The organism is Actinoplanes sp. NPDC051470, assembly GCF_040682035.1.
GTDB lineage: Bacteria > Actinomycetota > Actinomycetes > Mycobacteriales > Micromonosporaceae > Actinoplanes.
On record NZ_JBFBAA010000013.1, the window covers coordinates 64,052 to 79,333 of the forward strand.

At 71.4% G+C, this 15,282-nt stretch carries 11 protein-coding genes; 8 read left to right on the forward strand and 3 right to left on the reverse strand.

The window, feature by feature from the left end; all coding sequences use genetic code 11:
* Window positions 1-3 precede the first annotated feature (3 nt).
* A complete protein-coding gene (locus tag AB0M54_RS23145; RefSeq protein WP_364473610.1) occupies window positions 4-2,763 on the reverse strand; it encodes a M36 family metallopeptidase in 2,760 nt (919 codons plus the stop codon).
* Between the two features lie 145 nt (window positions 2,764-2,908).
* On the opposite strand from AB0M54_RS23145, the gene AB0M54_RS23150 reads away from it, so the two are divergent.
* The gene (locus AB0M54_RS23150) at window positions 2,909-5,635 is read left to right on the forward strand and encodes a hypothetical protein (RefSeq protein WP_364473611.1); all 2,727 of its coding nucleotides are present in this window, start codon (window positions 2,909-2,911) and stop codon (window positions 5,633-5,635) included.
* A gap of 13 nt (window positions 5,636-5,648) precedes the next feature.
* Here the strand turns inward: AB0M54_RS23150 and AB0M54_RS23155 are convergent, their stop codons facing one another.
* A complete protein-coding gene (locus AB0M54_RS23155; RefSeq protein ID WP_364473613.1) occupies window positions 5,649-6,569 on the reverse strand; it encodes a LysR family transcriptional regulator in 921 nt (306 codons plus the stop codon).
* A gap of 137 nt (window positions 6,570-6,706) precedes the next feature.
* Here AB0M54_RS23155 and AB0M54_RS23160 point away from each other — a divergent pair, with 137 nt between their 5' ends.
* The 7 genes from AB0M54_RS23160 (at window position 6,707) to AB0M54_RS23190 (ending at window position 14,050) form a co-directional block, all read left to right on the forward strand.
* A complete protein-coding gene (locus tag AB0M54_RS23160) occupies window positions 6,707-7,618 on the forward strand; it encodes an NADP-dependent oxidoreductase (RefSeq protein ID WP_364326974.1) in 912 nt (303 codons plus the stop codon).
* Between the two features lie 342 nt (window positions 7,619-7,960).
* The gene (locus AB0M54_RS23165) at window positions 7,961-9,424 is read left to right on the forward strand and encodes an endo-1,4-beta-xylanase (protein ID WP_364473615.1); all 1,464 of its coding nucleotides are present in this window, start codon (window positions 7,961-7,963) and stop codon (window positions 9,422-9,424) included.
* Between the two features lie 83 nt (window positions 9,425-9,507).
* Window positions 9,508-10,794, forward strand: a complete 1,287-nt coding sequence (locus tag AB0M54_RS23170) for an extracellular solute-binding protein (RefSeq protein ID WP_364473617.1) — start codon at window positions 9,508-9,510, stop codon at window positions 10,792-10,794.
* 1 nt (window position 10,795) lies between these two features.
* Window positions 10,796-11,791 (forward strand): sugar ABC transporter permease, encoded by a 996-nt coding sequence (locus tag AB0M54_RS23175; protein ID WP_364326965.1) that lies wholly within the window; start codon window positions 10,796-10,798, stop codon window positions 11,789-11,791.
* A gap of 2 nt (window positions 11,792-11,793) precedes the next feature.
* Window positions 11,794-12,624 (forward strand): carbohydrate ABC transporter permease, encoded by an 831-nt coding sequence (locus AB0M54_RS23180; RefSeq protein WP_364326962.1) that lies wholly within the window; start codon window positions 11,794-11,796, stop codon window positions 12,622-12,624.
* A gap of 30 nt (window positions 12,625-12,654) precedes the next feature.
* Window positions 12,655-13,395, forward strand: a complete 741-nt coding sequence (locus AB0M54_RS23185; RefSeq protein ID WP_364473619.1) for a FadR/GntR family transcriptional regulator — start codon at window positions 12,655-12,657, stop codon at window positions 13,393-13,395.
* Window positions 13,396-13,516: 121 nt separating this feature from the next.
* On the forward strand, window positions 13,517-14,050 hold the full coding sequence (locus tag AB0M54_RS23190; protein ID WP_364326956.1) for a hypothetical protein: 534 nt from the start codon (window positions 13,517-13,519) through the stop codon (window positions 14,048-14,050).
* Between the two features lie 51 nt (window positions 14,051-14,101).
* Here AB0M54_RS23190 and AB0M54_RS23195 read toward each other — a convergent pair whose 3' ends face one another.
* Window positions 14,102-15,256: a mandelate racemase/muconate lactonizing enzyme family protein gene (locus AB0M54_RS23195; RefSeq protein ID WP_364473621.1), complete on the reverse strand. Its 1,155-nt coding sequence runs from the start codon at window positions 15,254-15,256 to the stop codon at window positions 14,102-14,104.
* Window positions 15,257-15,282 lie beyond the last annotated feature (26 nt).

Genomic DNA, 15,282 nt, shown 5'->3' on the forward strand with positions numbered 1-15,282 from the left:
CTGTCACGGGATTGAAGCGCCGTACACGCCGATCTCGGCCGTGTTGACGTAGTAGCAACCGGTGTGGTCGTCGGGGCAGGTGATGCCCTCCTCGGCGATCTGCGTGCCGAGCATCGTGTAGCGGAGGAAACGCACCCGCGACGTGCTGCCCGCGGCGAGCGGCACCTCGTTCATCCGGTTGCGGTCGGCCACCCCGAAGTGGCCCTCGGCGGCGACCGTCCAGGCCTGGCCGTCGGCCGACGTCTCGACCCGGTAGTCACCGGTCGAGGCGCTGGCGTCGCCGCAGTCACCGGTCGGGTTGACCGCGACCGCCGCCACGTCGACCGTGACCGGAAGCCGCACCACCAGGTATCGCGGGTCGATCCGGCCGTCCTCGCCGTACACCGCGTCGCTGAGCCACCCGCTGCCCGGCCGGCCGTCCACCGCGTTGCCCGGACCGCAGCCGAAGTCGCTGAAGTCCTCGCCGTTGAAGCCGGTCACCTCACCGCCGGCGCTGGTCGCGGCCCAGTTCCAGCGCAGCCCCCAGTCCACCCGGTTGACACCCCGCTCGACCCGCAGGTCACGGAAGGCCGGCTCGTAGCCCGGCAGCGTGGCGCTGACCTTCGGGTAGGTGCCACCCGGCCGGACGCCGGTGATCGTGTACGCGCCCCGTGCGTCGGTGACCGCCCGGTACGAGCCGCCGAAGCCGGACGCGTGCCCGGCGAAGGTGACCGTGACCCCGCTCAGCGGCGCGCCGGTGAACGCGTCGGTGACCGTGCCGGTGACCGAGGTGCGCGAGGCGTCCCCGGCCGGCGGCATCGAGAAGTCCTCGACCGGCGTGGCATCGTCGCCGCCCAGGTCGGCGGCGAACCAGCCCATCCCCCGGGCGGCGAACACCTTCCAGATCTTCCCGGCGTCCCGGCCGCCCCGGGTGACCCGGTCGGCCATCACGATCGAGTTGCGCATGTCCAGGAACGACGGGTTCGCCGGCGACAGCTCCATGGCCCGGGTGACCAGCGATTCGGCGATCTTCGAGCCCACCGCCGTACGCAGATCCCAGAGCGTCTCGCCCCAGATCTCGCCGTCCGCGTGCTCCTCCGGGTACCCGCGGATCCGGCCGAAGTCGCCGTACGTGTACCCGCCCGGCCCGGCCCCCTCGGCGCCGGGGCAGACCGTCGCGCCCGCGCCGACCGCGCAGTCCAGCGGCTGGGTGCGGATCAGGTTCTGGCCGTCGCCCACGTACCGGCCGACCAGCACCTCACCCGGCGCCGCGGTGTCGGTCTGGAGGCCCTGGGCGACGAGGTGGTCGAAGGCGTACCAGTCGCTCCAGGCCTCGCCCATCGACAGACCCTGGATGCCGGTCAGCGTCGAGTTTCCGGACGCGTCGACCACCAGGCGATTGGACATGCCGTGGGTGTACTCGTGGTACACCACGTCGGCCTCGTCGCCCGAGTTGGCGGCCAGGAAGGGGTCCTCCGGCCAGGACGGGGCCCGGAACAGGAACATCTGCATCCGGCCGGGCACGCCGTCCGGGGTGGGCAGCATGGTTGCGTTGTCGGCGTGCTCCTCGTCCGGGAAGCCGTTCGCGGTGTCGGCGCCGTCGATCGCGTCGACCTCGATCGGGTCACCGTCGGCGGTCTCGTAGTTGCCGGCCGCCCGGGTGAAGCCGATCGGCGACTTCTCCAGGTGGTCGTGGAAGCTGCTCACGTAGTAGAACAGCTGGGCCGCGTTCTGCTTCGCGTTGTCCTTCCACGAGTACGCGACCTTCGGGTCCCACGAGCACTGCTTGTCCGCCGCGCAGGGCGGGCCGACCTGGCCGGTGAAGTCCTTGAACGGGAACCGCCAGTCACCCGGCCTGTTCGGGGCGACCTCCTCACCGGCGTCGGCCACGTCGTCGTCGTTCACGTCGAGGAACACGTGCGCCGACTCGCCGGACAGCGTGGTCGCGTCGGGCGCGATCCAGCCCGCGAGGGATCGGCGCTGCTGGGCGCCGCCGAGCGGGGCGCCCGGGTAGTTCCGCCACACCAGCGCGGACGGGTCGTTGTCGTGCACCAGCAGGTCCTGGCGGTAGAGGACGCGGCCGGTCGCCGCGTCGACCACGTGCAGGTAGCCGGTCTTGGTGGAAAGGATCTGCCAGGCCGGGGTGGCGCCGCCCGGGGTGACGAAGGCGACCGGCTCGGCCGGGCCGTCGGCCGGGCCACCGACGTCCTGGGCCGCGGCGTCGCGGGCCTGCGCGGCGGACAGTTTGGCGCGGCCCAGCGAGGCCGGCAGCGACGCCGCCGGGGAGCCGGTGACCTGGATCAGCTCGCCGTTCCTGGTGACGTCGGCCTTGACGCCGTTGCCGAACACCGGCACGTTGCCCACGACCTGCTCGTAGCTCAGGTGGTGGGTGCCGTCGACGTCGACGTAGTCCTTGCGGAACCGCAAGGCGGCGGTGTCGCCGAAGACGCCGGGATTGGCGGCGAGGTAGCCGGCGACGATCTCCTTGGCCGGCTTGGCGCTGGCGGCGGTCAGGAACCCGTCGAGGCGGGCGACGCGCCGGGCCGTCCCGGTGACCGGGTCGATGTCGACCAGGCCCTGCGGGCCGAGGCCCTCGTGCAGCCTGGTGACGGCGGCAGGCCGGTGGGCGCCGGGGGCGCCCGGCTGGAGCGTCCGTGCGTCGAAGTGCACCCGACGGCCCGGCTCGGGGCGGGGCGCGGCGGACGCCGGGACGGGGACGACGCCGATACCGAGGAGCACCGCGGAGGCGACCGCGACCGCCCGGCGTGCTCGTGCCGATGTCATCGGATGACTCCTTCACGCCGCCTGAACGGCATCTAATGTGGAAGGCCACCGTAGGCAACCAGGCGTTGTTCAGGATCGGTCGCGATCACTGAACAACAAACGCCGAACACGGCGGGACCCAGCGACGACGACGGATGGAGGTCCGGTGCCCCGACAGGAACGGCCGCTGGAGTCCGAGGACACCCCGCTGCTGCGATTCGCCGGTGACCTGCGGCGACTTCGCCGCCGGGCCGGCCTGCCGTCGTACCGGGAGCTCGGGAAGCGGACGAACTACTCGGCGGCGGCGCTGTCCGAGGCGTTGTCCGGCCGCCGGCTGCCCAGCCTCGCCGTCACCGGGGCGGTGGTCCGCGCCTGCCATGGTGACCTCGACGAATGGACCACCCGGTGGCGTGACCTGGCCGCCGCGCAACCGGCCGCGGGCAGCGACCCGGTGGCGCCGTACGTGGGGCTGGCCCCCTATCAGGTCGGTGACGCCGACCGGTTCTTCGGCCGCGAGGCCGTCACCGACACGCTGGCCACGCTGGTCGAGGACCGCCCGTTCGTCGGCGTCTTCGGCGCCTCCGGCGCGGGCAAGTCGTCGCTGCTGCGGGCCGGTCTGATCGCCCACAGCAAACGCACTCCCCTGCTGCTCGCAGCGGGCGCCGATCCGATCACCGAGCTGGCCGCGGCGGTGGCGCATCTCGCCGACGAACCCACCGACCGGGTCCGCCGCGACCTCGCGGCCGGCCCCGAGGCCCTGCGCGGCTGGCTCGCCAAGGCCGCCGACGACCTGCTGCTGGTGGTCGACCAGTTCGAGGAGGTCTTCACGCTCTGCGACGACCCGGCCCGGCTCTGGCTGATCCGGGCGCTGACCACGGCCGCGGGACCACGCGCCCGGGTCGTGATCAGCGCCCGCGCCGACTTCTACGGTCACTGCGCACGCCATCCCGAGCTGGTCGCCGCGCTGCACCGGGCCCAGGTCCTGGTCGGCCCCATGTCGACCGAGGAGCTCCGGTCGGCGATCACCGAACCGGCCGCGCGGGCCGGGGCGTCGATCGAGACGGCGCTGGTGGCCCGGCTCGTCGCCGACGTCGCCGGTCAGCCGGCCGCCCTGCCGCTGGTGTCACACACCCTGGCCGAGACCTGGCGCCGGCGGCGCGGGATGGTCCTGACCCTGGCCGGCTACGAGGACGTCGGTGGCATCGAGCACGCGCTGGCCCGGACCGCCGAACACACCTTCGAGGCGCTCTCCGACGACGACCGGGGCGCGGCGCGGCGGTTGTTCCTGCGGCTGGTGGTGCCGGGCGACGGCACCGCGGACACCAGGCGCCGGGTCCCGCGCACCGATCTGGACGTGCCGGACGCGCTGCTCGACCGGCTCGCCGCCGCGCGGCTGATCACCATCGACCGGGACAGCGTCGAGCTGACCCACGAAGCGCTGCTGCGGGCCTGGCCCCGCCTGGCCGGGTGGATCGACCAGGACCGCGACGACCTGCGCGCCCAGCACCGGCTCACCGAGGCGACCGCGGCCTGGGCCGCCCACGACCACGATCCCGACACCCTCTACCGCGGCGCCCGGCTCGACCAGGCCGCCCGGTTGCGCGACCGGCTCAACCCGGGCGAGCGGGCCTTCCTCGACGCCGGCCTGGCCGCCGAACACGCACGCACCCTGGCCGGCCGGCGCGCCACCCGCCGGTTGCGCCGGCTCGCCGCCGGGCTGACCGCCCTGGCCGTGCTGCTCGCCGGCACCGCCACCCTCGCGGTGGCCGCCCAGCACAGGGCCGCCCGGCAGCGCAACGAGGCGCTGTCCCTGCGAGCCGCCGACGCCGCCCGGAGCCTGATCACCTCCCAGCCCCGCGAGGCCGCCGCCCTGGCCCTGGCCGCGTACCGGCTCGCGCCCACCGCCGAGTCCCGGGACGCGCTGATCCTGGCGCAGGCGGCGGCCGGCGCCACCACCCTCGGCCAGGGCTTGTCGAGCCCGCCCGGCCGGTACGCGGTCACCTACGACAAGGAGACGCAGGGCGAGCGGCTCTGGCGCCGGGACGGCACGACCTGGCGACCGGCGGGCAGCCTTCCCGCCACGACCGGTTACCTCCACCTGAGCAGCCTCGACGAGAACCGGGCCATCTACTGGAACGCGGACAACAGATCCCTGCTGTGGGACCTGACCGACCTGGACCACCCTCGCCACATCCGGGCCCCGGCCGATCTGGAGATGAAGGACAGCATGGACCGGACCGGTTCCGTGCTGGGCGCGGTGGGGGCCGACCGGGCGGCCCGGGTGTGGCGGGTCGGTGACCGGTCGGCCCGCCGGCTGCCGGCCGACGGCGTGGTCGGGACGGCCGTGCTCGCCGACGGCACCGGCATCGTCCTGAGCCGGCGGGTCGGCGACCAGGACGCGATCGAGCTGTGGACCCTCGACGGTCGCCGGAGCGCCACCCTGCTGCGGGTGCCGCACCCGGCGGTTCTCCGGGCCGGGCCGGGCGGGCTGATCGCCGTCACGTCCTACGCTCGTGAGGTGTCCACGACCATCATGGACGCGACCGACCCCGGCGCCCCGCGAATCGTGGCCCGGGCCGGTGGCCTGGACGAGACGGCGGCCATCACCTTCGACGCGGCCGGCCGGGCGGTGGCCGTCGTGGACGGCACCCAAGCCCGGATCTGGGACGTCGCGACCGGCCGGAACCTGCTGACCCTGCACACCCAGGGCCTCCGCCTGAACGCGCCCCGCCTCGACGGCCATGACCTGGCCGTCGTCGACGGGAAGTCGGCGATGTGGCGGATCGATCCCGACCTGACCGCGGTGATCCGGCAGGTCTGCTCCCGGCCCGTCATCGTGGACCGGGCCCGCTACTTCCCCGGCACCCCGGGCCAGCGGTTGTGCCCCGGGTGACGCGGAGATCCGGTCAGCCGGGGGCCTGAGCGAGGGGCTGGATGGCGGCACGAAGACGCTCCCGGAGCCACCGGGAGGCGGGGTCGTGGTCGACCCGGCGGTGCCAGCGCAGTTCGACGTTCGCGGTCGGCAGGTCGAAGGGCACCTCGTGGCGGCGCAACGGGACGCCGCGTTCGGCCAGGTGCGCGGCCGTGACGTGCGGCACGAGGCAGATGAGGCCGTGTTCGAGGGCCATCAGAGCACCCACCGAGTAGGACGGAACGACCGCGGCGACCTGGCGGGACCGGCCGATCCGTTCCAGGGCGTCATCGAGCGGACCCCGGGCGAGGCCGCGTCGCGAGGCGGAGATGTGCGGATGGCGGCACAGGTCGTCCACCGTGAGGTGCGGGGCCCGGCCCAGGTCGGAGTCGGCGGCCACGACCGCGACGAAGTGGGCGGTGAACAACGCCGACGTCAGGATGTCGGGCGGGGGCGGGTCCGCGACCCCGACGTCGAGGTCGATCGAGCCGTCGCGCAACGGCTCCGGTTCCTTGGAGTCCTGATGGACGAACCGCAGGCGGACGCCGGGCGCCTCGTCGGCGATCCGGCGGGTGAGCCGGGGCGCGAGAACCGGGGTGAGAGCGTCGTTCAGGCGGATGGCGAAGGTGCGCTGCCAGGTGGCGGGGTCGCTGCCGGCGGGATCGGCGCGCAGGCCGTCGGCGGCGTCGAGCAGCGCTTTGACCCGGCCCGCGGCGTGCTGGGCGAACGGGGTCGGAACCAGGCCACGGCCGGCCCGGACGAGGATCGGATCGTTCAGGGCCCGCCGCAATCGGCTCAGCGCGCGGCTGGTCGCCGGCGCCGACAGGTGCAGGCGACCAGCCGCCTCCACGACGCTGCCGGTGTCCATCAGCGCGTGGAAGACGCGCAGCAGGTTGAGGTCCAGTTCCTCCGGCATGCGCGCTCCCTGTCGTGCGTACGACGCAAGTAGTCCTTACCAACAATGCACTGGGCATCATGCCAGGCGGAACCAATACTGCTGTCATGCCGAGAATCGTGCGTCCTACCGCCCATGGCACACCCGATGTGCTTGTCGTGACCGAGGTGCCGGCGCCGCGCGCGTCCGACGGCGAGGTGGTCGTCGAGGTGCGCGCCGCGGGCGTCAATCCGATCGACTGGAAGATCTACAGCGGCGCCTTCCACACCGTGGACGACGACCACAAGGACGCCGCCGGGATCGCCGCCTCGATGCCGTCGATCGGGCTGGAATGCGCGGGCGTGATCACTGAGGTCGGCGCGGAGGTGACCGGCGTGCGGGTCGGGGACGAGGTCATCGTCTACCCCGTGACGGGCGCCTACGCCGACTACGTGACCGCCCCGGCCGCCTCGATCGTCGCCAAACCGGCCGGGCTCGGGTGGGCCGAGGCCGGGTCGCTGCTGCTGACCGGCACCACCGCGGTCCACGCGCTGCAGGTGACCGGCGTCGGCGCCGGTGACACGGTGCTCGTGCACGGCGGGTCCGGCGGCGTCGGCCTGATGGGCGTCCAGCTGGCGGCCGCGGCCGGGGCGACGGTCGTCGCCACCGCGGCCGAACGCAACCACGCGTTGCTGCGCGAGCTGAAGGCCGTCCCGGTCGCCTACGGCCCCGGGCTGGCCGACCGGGTACGCGCCGCCGCACCGCGGGGCGTGAGCGCCGCAGTGGACTTCGCCGGCACCGACGAGGCGCTCGACGTGTCGCTGGAGCTGGTGGCCGATCGCGCCCGGATCGCCTCGATCACCGGGTCGGCGCGGCGGGCCTCGGCGGGCATCCGGCTGCTCGGCTACGGGCCGGGGCAGGACGCGGGAACCGAGGTCCGCAACGCCGCCCGCCGGGATCTCGTCGAACGCGCCGGGTCCGGGGCGCTGCGCGTGATCGTCGAGGCCACCTTCCCGCTCGCCGATGCCGCGAAGGCCCACGAGATCGGCCTGGCCGGACACGGTCCCGGCAAGCTGGTGCTGCTTCCCTGACCGGCATAGTTCCGTAAGTTTCGGATTGAAACCTTTCGAGTCCCCGCTTCGTCGCCACCGCAGAAGAATTCGATCAGCCTAGGAAGGGGGCATAACTCCAGCTCAAGAGCCTCCGAAGGGGAAATGCGGCCAGCCGGCGCCGGAATCTACTTCCGGATGTTTTCCGGAAAGTATTGTTTCGCTGGTGTTGCGATGCCTAGCATGGCCTGACATTCACCTTCATCGCTCTCTGGTTCAGGTCGGGCAATCCACCGACATCCCCTTCACCCCGCACGGTGGCTCGATGCCCCCTGCCCGCGTGAAGCCGGGTGGCCCGGTCCGGGACCGAGAAAGGAGGCCATCGTGGCAATCAGCTCCCCCGTTCCGCCCGCCGGCTCGTCACGACGCCGGTCGCTGCCCTTCCGTCCCCTGCTCGGTGTCGCCGCGGTCGTCCTCGCCGCGGCCGGCCTGGGTCTGGCCATGCCCGCCGCCAACGCCGCGGCGAACACCCTGGGCGCCGCGGCCGCCCAGTCGGGCCGCTATTTCGGCACGGCCATCGCGGCCGGCCGGCTCAACGACTCGACGTACAGCACGATCGCCGCCCGCGAATTCAACATGATCACGGCCGAGAACGAGATGAAGCCGGACGCGACGGAACCCAACCGCGGCCAGTTCAACTTCAGCTCCGGCGACCAGATCTACAACTGGGCGACCCAGCGCGGCCTGAAGGTGCGCGGCCACACCCTCGCCTGGCACGCACAGCAGCCGGGCTGGATGCAGAGCCTCAACGGCAGCGCCCTGCGCCAGGCGATGATCGACCACATCAACGGCGTGATGGCCCACTACCGCGGCAAGCTCGCCGCCTGGGACGTCGTCAACGAGGCCTTCGAGGAGAACGGCAGCCGCCGCAACTCCAACCTGCAGGGCACCGGCAACGACTGGATCGAGGTGGCGTTCCGCACCGCCCGCGCCGCCGACCCGAACGTCAAGCTCTGCTACAACGACTACAACATCGAGAACTGGTCGTACGCCAAGACGCAGGGCGTCTACAACATGATCCGGGACTTCAAGTCCCGCGGCGTGCCGATCGACTGCGTGGGCCTGCAGACCCACTTCACCGGCGGCAGTTCGCTGCCGGGCAACTTCCAGACCACCCTGTCGAGCTTCGCCGCGCTGGGCGTGGATGTCGCCCTGACCGAGGTCGACGTCACCAACGCTTCCACCTCGCAGTACGCCGGGCTCACCCAGGCCTGCCTCAACGTGCCGCGCTGCATCGGCATCACGGTGTGGGGCGTGCGGGACAGCGATTCGTGGCGCTCCAACGAGAGCCCGCTGCTGTTCGACGGTGGCGGCAACAAGAAGGCGGCGTACACCTCGGTGCTCAACGTCCTCAACTCGGCGAGCCCCGGGCCGTCGCCCAGCGATGATCCCTCCACCCCGCCGAACCCCGGTGGCTCGGGCCGGATCGTCGGCGCCCAGTCGGGCCGGTGCGTCGACGTGCCGGGCGCGTCCCAGAACAACGGCACCCGGGTCCAGCTCTACGACTGCAACGGTCAGTCCAACCAGGCCTGGACGCTCACCTCGAGCAAGCAGCTGACCGTGTACGGCAACCGGTGCCTGGACGCCGCCGGCTCGGGCAACGGGTCGGCCGTGCAGATCTACAGCTGCAACGGGCAGACGAACCAGCAGTGGAACGTCACCTCCGGCGGCACCATCACCGGCGTGCAGTCCGGGCGCTGCCTGGACGTCTGGGGCAGCGGCAACGGTCAGCAGATCCAGCTCTACGACTGCAACGGACAGGCCAACCAGCGGTTCAGCCTGAGCTGAGCCCCATGGACCGAGGCGGTGCGGCGTCACCACCGGGCTCGCCGCGCCGCCTCGCACCATCCCCACCCGAGAGGTGACTCGCAATGGCAGCACGCAAGACCCTTGTCCTGACGGCCGTGGTGGCTCTGGGCCTGGCCGGCCTGTCCGCCTGCGGAGGGGGCGACGACGGCGGCTCCGACTCCGGCGGCAACGTCACGATGACGTTGTGGCAGAACGCCACGACCGGCCCCGGCCGGGCGTTCTGGGACAAGGTGGCGGCCGACTTCCACACCGCCCACCCGAACGTGACGATCAAGGTCCAGACGGTCCAGAACGAGGACCTCGACGGCAAGCTGCAGACCGCGCTGAACTCCGGCTCGGCGCCCGACCTGTTCCTGCAGCGCGGCGGCGGCAAGATGGCCGCGATGGTCGAGGCCGGCCAGCTCAAGGACATCAGCGACGACATCACCGCCGAGACCAAGGCGGCGGTGGGCGCCGTGCTCGGTACCGGCACGGTCGACGGCAAGACGTACGCCGTACCGACCTCGATCCTGCCCGGCGGTCTCTGGTACAGCCAGGACCTGTTCAAGGCGGCCGGGGTGACCACGCCACCGGCCACCCTGGACGAGCTCAACGCGGCCGTCACCAAGCTCAACGCGAAGAACACCCCGATCGCGCTGGGCGGCAAGGACGCCTGGCCGGCCGCCCACTGGTACTACTGGTTCGCCCTGCGCGCGTGCAGCAAGGCCACGCTCGACGCCACCGCCAAGAGCAAGACCTTCGACGACCCGTGCTGGACCAAGGCCGGTGAGGACCTCAAGGCGTTCGCCGCCACCCAGCCGTTCAACAACGGCTTCCTGACCACCTCGGCGCAGCAGGGCGCGGGCAGCTCGGCGGGCCTGATCGCCAACCGGAAGGCGAGCATGGAGCTCATGGGCGCCTGGGACCCGGGCGTGATCGCCGGCCTTACCAAGGACACCAAGCCGCTGCCCGACCTGGGCTTCTTCCCCTTCCCGGCGGTTCCCGGCGGCCAGGGCGACCCGGCCGCGATCATGGGCGGCGCGGACGGCTTCTCGTGTTCGGCCAAGGCGCCCAAGGAGTGCGCCGACTTCCTGAACTACCTGGTGACCAAGGACGTGCAGACGGCCTCCTACAAGGCCTTCAACTCGCTGCCGGTCAACAAGGAGGCCCAGGCGGTCATCACCGAGCCCTACCTCAAGGCGTGCCTCGAGGCCTACAACAAGGCGCCGTACGTGTCGCAGTGGCTCGACACCGTCTACGGCCAGAGCGTCGGCAACGCCCTGAACGTCGGCGTCGTCAACCTGCTGGCCGGCAAGGGCGACGTCGCCGGGATCATCAAGGCCGTCAACGACGCGGCCAAGAAGGGTTGACGTGAGCGCTGCTGTCACCGAGGGAGCGTCCAGCAGCCGCGCGCGGGACGGGGGCGACGTTCCGGCGCCGCCCCCGCTCCGGCCCCGCCGCCGCGGGATCGGCTGGGCCCAGCGCCTGGAGATCCTGCTGCTGTCCGGCCCGGCGATCGTCGTCTTCGTCGGTTTCGTGATCGTCCCGGTCCTGCTCGCCGCCTACTACGGCTTCTATCGCTGGAAGGGCTACGGGGTTCCGACGAACTTCGTCGGCCTCGACAACTACGTCACCATCCTCGAGGACAGCTCGTTCCACGAGGCGCTGTGGCACAACGGGTTGATCGTCGTGCTGTCGATCGTCCTGCAGGGCCCGATCGCCGTCGGGCTGGCCCTGCTGCTCAACCGGAGGATGCGCGGGCAGTCGGTGATCCGGGTGCTGATCTTCGTACCGTACGTGATCTCCGAGGTCATCGTCGGGACCGCCTGGAGCCTGATGCTGCAGACCAACGGCGCGGTCAACGACGTGCTGCGGTCGATCGGGCTGGGCGGGCTGGCCGAGGACTGGCTGGCCGACCCGAAGCTGGCCATCTGGACCCTGATGCTGATCCTGACCTGGAAGTACATCGGGTTCGCGGTGATCCTGTTCCTGGCCGGGATGCAGAACATCCCGGAGGAGCTGTCCGAGGCGGCGGCGATGGACGGCGCGTCGTTCTGGCAGACCCAGCGGGAGATCACCCTGCCGCTGCTCGCGCCGACGATCCGGATCTGGGCCTTCCTGTCGATCATCGGCGCGCTGCAGCTGTTCGACCTGGTCTACATCATCTGGGGCCAGTACGTCGCCTCGACCGCCGGCACCTCGACGATGGCGACGTACATGGTCGTCGAGGGCCGCAACGCCGCCAATTACGGCTACGGCAACGCGGTGGCCGTCGTGCTGTTCCTGATCTCCCTGACCATCGCGCTGGTGTACCAGCGCTTCGTTCTGCGCCGGGACACCGAGGGCGCGCTCACCGAGGGAGCCTAGGCATGGCCAGAAAGGCAAGCGGCGGAGGCGACCCGATCGTCTACGTGGCCGCCCTGCTGCTGATCGGGGTCATGCTCGGTCCCGTCCTCTACATCATCATCGGCGGGTTCCGGACCAACTCGCAGATCACCGTCGACCCGGCCGGTCTGCCCGACCCGTGGGTGGGCGGCAACTACACCGACGTGCTGACCAGCGACACGTTCTGGCGCCAGGTCGGCAACTCGACCATCGCCGCGGTGGCCACCACCCTCGGCGTCGTCATGCTGGGCGTGATGGCGAGCTTCGTGCTGGCCCGCTACCGGTTCCGTGGCCGCGGGGCGATGTACGCGCTGTTCGCCGCCGGCCTGATGTTCCCGATCACCGTGGCCATCACGCCGCTCTACATCCTGATCAAGAATCTGGGCCTGGTGAACACCCTGCCCGGCGTCATCCTCCCGCAGATCGCCTTCGGGCTGCCCACCACGGTCATCATCCTGGTGCCGTTCCTGCGGGCGATCCCCCGGGAGATCGAGGAGGCGGCGATCATCGACCGGTGCAGCCGGCTCGGCTTCTTCTGGCGGATCGTGCTCCCGCTCTCGGTCCCCGGCCTGGTCACCACCGGGATCCTGGCCTTCATCGGCAGCTGGAACAGCTACCTGCTGCCGTTGTTCATCCTGAACGACCAGGACACCTTCACCCTGCCGCTGGGCGTGCAGGCCTTCTCGTCGCAGTACTCGGTCGACACGGCGAAGGTGCTCGCCTTCACCTCGTTGTCGATGATCCCGGCACTGGTGTTCTTCAGCCTGTTCGAACGCCGCATCGTCGGCGGGCTCACCGGCGCGGTCAAGGGGTGACCTGCGGATAGTGCTCGTTAAGATGCCGTCATGACGGCTCCTTCGAACGCGTTCCCGCTCCCGCCGCGCCGGCGCGCCGAGCGGCTGAGCGTCGCCGTCGTCAGCGAGCTGGCCGAGCTCATCGTGACCGGTCAGATCGCCGAGGGTGAGCTGCTCCCGCCCGAGGGCCCGCTCAGCGAGCACTTCGGGGTGAGCCGCACGGTGATCCGCGAGTCGGCGAAGCTGCTCGAGGAGAAGGGCCTGGTGCTGGTGACCCAGGGCCGGGGAACGCAGGTGGCGCGGTCCGGCTCCTGGAACATGCTCGACCCGGTGGTGATCTCGGCCCTGATCGACAACGACGAGTCCTCGGGGGTGCTCGACGAGCTGTCCATCGTCCGCGGGAACCTCGAGTCGGCGATGGCCGGCGCGGTGGCCGCCGGCCGTACGCCGGACGAGCTGACCCGCATCGAGCACGCGCTGCAGGTGATGCGGGAGATGCCGTACGAGAGCGACTCCTTCCGCCAGGCCGACGTGGTCTTCCACCTGACGGTCATGGAGCTGTCCCGCAACCGGCTGGCCGAGAACATCGCCAAGCGCCTCTACCTGCGGGCCCAGGAGAGCAGCCGGTTCCGGGGCTTCGGGTACGAGAACGCGTTCCGGTCCACTCTGGACGAGCACACCGCCATCGTCGAAGCGATCTCCCGCCGGGACGTCGCCGCCGCCGAACGCGTCATGCGCGAGCACATCATCGGTTCCTGGCAGCGCCGCCGGTTCCAGCCCCCCAAGAACTGAGCCGGGTAGCCAGGGTTCTGGTCGCTCACGGCCGGCAAGATCACCATCGTGACAGGCGCCCAACAGCTTCCTGACATTCGTGATTCAGGGTGGCGTCATGCGCGTACATACCATCTGTGCCATGGCCGGACTGGCCTTGGGCCTGCAGCTCCTTACCACCGGATGCGACGCGTCGGCCGACACCGCGGCGCCGGAGGTTGCGACGTTGCAGACAGCGTCGGCCGCCACGTCGGCGGTGCCCTCCCCGGTGACACAAGAGCGTCCGTTGATCCGTCCCGATGACGACCCGGCGACGGTCGACCGGCTCACCGAAGTCTGGACCGCCTGCCTGATCCGCCAGGGGATCCCGATCACCCCCCAGAGGCCGAAGGTGGACCTTTCCGACGAGCGTTACCGGGACAAGGCGAAGGCGTGTGAGTCCAAGCTCCCGGAGCCGTGGCTCGACCGTGAACGACGTACCAACCCACACTTCGAGGACCTCATGCGGGCCGAGGTCAAGTGCCTGAAGGACAAGGGGTACGACGTGACGCTCGGCGGGGATCCGCTGTATCCGATGTACGCCGGCGGCCCGTCAGAGAGCAATCGCGCCTTCGAGGATGAGCAGGAGTGTCAGCGTCAGGCGTTCCAGGAGTCCATCGAGAAATACAAAGGGTGACGCTGACGGCCACAGGTGGCGCAGGTCGGCCGGTCGGCGATCCCCAGCTGATCAGAAGGGCTCCCGCGGCGAGTCGGGAACCAGGCGCCGGCCCGCCCACGCCGGGCGGACGTGCGGCCCGCCCACCGCGGGCACCGAGGCGGGCGGACGGATCTCGGCGATACGCTGCTCGTCGACCCGGATGCCGAGGCCCGGCTCATCGCCGAGGACGATCCCGCCGTCCTGGTGTTCCTGGTCCACCCGCAGACCGGCCGGCCAGGTGAGTGCCTGCACCTCGAAGGTCAGGTGGTTGGGCACCGCGGTGGCGGCGTGGGCCAGCGGGCTGGCGTGCGCGCCGACCGGGCTCACCGGCAGGTCGAGGCTGTGGGCCACGGCCGCCACCCGGAGGAAGTGGGTGATCCCCCAGACGTTGCCGACCTGGACGATGTCCACCGCGCCGGCGTCAAGCAACGGCCGGTACTGCTCGAGCCCGGTGAGGTTCTCGCCGGTGGCCACGGCCGCGCGGATGCCCCGGCGGACCGACGCGAGCCCGGCGGCGTCCCACCGGCGTACCGGCTCCTCGACCCAGGTGAGGTCGACCGCCCGCTCCAGCTCGGTCACGTACCGCACGGCCTGCGACCGGTTCCAGGACTCGTTGGCGTCGAACATCAGGGCCGGACGCGCTGAGTTGCGCCCGAGGACGTCCCGGAGCGCTCGCAGCCGGCGCAGGTCGTGGTCGAGGTCGCGGCCGCCCTTCACCTTGCCGGACGCGAAGCCGCGGGCGGCGAAGTCCTCGTACAGCCGGACCAGGTCGTCGTCGCCTAGGGCGATGTCGAGGCCCGAGGCGTAGCCCGGGACGAACCGGTCCAGTCCACCGAGCAGGCGCCACAACGGTTCGCCGGCGGCCTTCGCCTTGAGGTCCCAGAGCGCCATGTCGAGCACGCCGATGGTGCCGAAGACCGCGCCGGCGTGCCCGGTCTTGAACACCGCGGCCAGCATCCGGTCGTACAGCGCCGACACGCCCCGGGGGTCCTCCCCCTCGACCACGGCGAAGACGCTCGCCACGTCCGGGTGCGGGCCGACCCCGATCCCCTCCAGCCCGGCGTCGGTCTCGACGATCAGCACGTGCACGTCGGTGCGAGGCTCGGGCATCACCCCGTTGGCGTCGCCGATCAGCCGGCCCCAGTCGTACTCGGTGGTCAGGCTGCGAAAACCGGTGACCTTCACACTCGCTCCTCTGCTGCGGGTACGCG

Bases quoted from the DNA above. Each gene is read 5' to 3' on its own strand.
- AB0M54_RS23185 (WP_364473619.1), top strand. From the start codon at position 12,655: ATGACGGCTCCTTCGAACGCGTTCCCGCTCCCGCCGCGCCGGCGCGCC.
- AB0M54_RS23155 (WP_364473613.1), bottom strand. From the start codon at position 6,569: ATGCCGGAGGAACTGGACCTCAACCTGCTGCGCGTCTTCCACGCGCTG.
- AB0M54_RS23170 (WP_364473617.1), top strand. From the start codon at position 9,508: ATGGCAGCACGCAAGACCCTTGTCCTGACGGCCGTGGTGGCTCTGGGC.
- AB0M54_RS23190 (WP_364326956.1), top strand. From the start codon at position 13,517: ATGGCCGGACTGGCCTTGGGCCTGCAGCTCCTTACCACCGGATGCGAC.
- AB0M54_RS23180 (WP_364326962.1), top strand. From the start codon at position 11,794: ATGGCCAGAAAGGCAAGCGGCGGAGGCGACCCGATCGTCTACGTGGCC.
- AB0M54_RS23145 (WP_364473610.1), bottom strand. From the start codon at position 2,763: ATGACATCGGCACGAGCACGCCGGGCGGTCGCGGTCGCCTCCGCGGTG.